This is a genomic window from Roseicyclus sp. (assembly GCF_018402035.1).
GTDB lineage: Bacteria > Pseudomonadota > Alphaproteobacteria > Rhodobacterales > Rhodobacteraceae > Roseicyclus.
Map to the genome: position 1 here is coordinate 1 of NZ_JAGYJN010000072.1, position 1,451 is coordinate 1,451.

Annotated in this window: 1 pseudogene; it reads left to right on the forward strand. The window is 54.0% G+C overall.

Annotation, left to right across the window (positions count from 1 at the left end):
• Positions 1-1,284, forward strand: a pseudogene (locus KG698_RS15245) (hypothetical protein); the annotation flags it as partial.
• Positions 1,285-1,451 lie beyond the last annotated feature (167 nt).

Below are 1,451 nucleotides of genomic sequence, written 5' to 3' on the forward strand. Positions count from 1 at the left end.
CAATACGCCTATGGCAGCGGACGTGATGATTTGAGGCTGACCTACAGCATCCATGTCGAACGCGCTTATCGGGGAATGATGAAGCTCGGATACATCGAGCAGACAAGAGACGGATATCATGATCGTCAGGGGCGTAAGGATGGCTCTTCGACCAGCAGGCTCACCCGCTATTGCGCCAACGACAAGCTGGTGGATCTGTTCACGGCTGAAGAACAGGCCGTTTTGCCCGTCATTGTCCCACCCAAGGACGTAACGCTGTTGCGCATATCGCAGAAAGAAGATGATGACGGTGTGACCCGGCGTGTGAGCTATCCTGTTCTTGAGACAGCCGAGACCCAACTGATGCGGTCCAACCTGCAGGCGATTAACCGTGTTCTGCAGCGTAACTGGTACGACCTTGAGATCGATGATGATGAGCTTGAACGCCTGCAGGTAAGGCTCTCAGAGGATCTCAAGGATCCCCGACAAATCGATATGAGCCGACGCAGCCTATATCGAGTATTCAACGACCCAGACCTTCAGACAGGTGGGCGGTTTTTTGGCGGTTGGTGGCAGAACGTTCCGAGGGAATATCGGCCCTATCTCTTGGTGAACGGTAAACAGATGGTTGAGTACGACTACTCCAACCAGCATCCATCGATCCTCTATGCCCAAGCAGGCCCAGAACGCCCTACTGACTGCTACCGCGATGTAATCAAGATCAAGGATCTGCCCTACGGCAAGCTACCCGAAGGCAAGACGGCTGAAGATCTGCGTGACATGATCAAGGCATCCTTCAACGCGATGCTGAATGCGAAAAAGCCACTGAGAAACTCACCTCGAGATGTTCGACCGAAAGCCTTTGGCCTGAAATGGCGGGATGTGTCGGAAGCGATTATGGCGTTCCATGCGCCAATAGCCCAACACTTCTACACGGGCGTTGGCCTTCACCTACAGCGCATTGACAGCGACATTGCCGAGAAGGTGATGCTGGCCTTCATTGGGATGGATGCGCCGATCCTGCCGCTGCATGACAGCTTCTTGGTACACAACGGCTATGAGGGTGAACTGCCCACAGTGATGAATGCGGCGTCGGTTGACGTCATTGGCATCCCTCTTAATGCGGCTCCTAAAAAGAAGGTCACCAACGGCGATGCATCTGCAGAAAAAATCCTGATGCCTGTGAATGCCCCCACAGATATCGAAGACGATGCAGATTGGGACATCTCGCAGATCCTAGATGCGCGACAGGGCTGGGAAAAGCGATTGGATCAGTTCTTCCAGATGCGCCACCGGAGCATGTAATTTTACAAGCGCTTTAGAGCGCTGCAGGCTACCCGAGTGCTGAAGTCAACGGGCCGTCCAGCGCAGGGACTGTGGCCCACCAATACGTCACATCGTTATAGGTTGCGCAGGACTCGGGATCGAAAAACTCATCAGTCTCGGGGTCATATGAGGCCACCCGAGGGTAT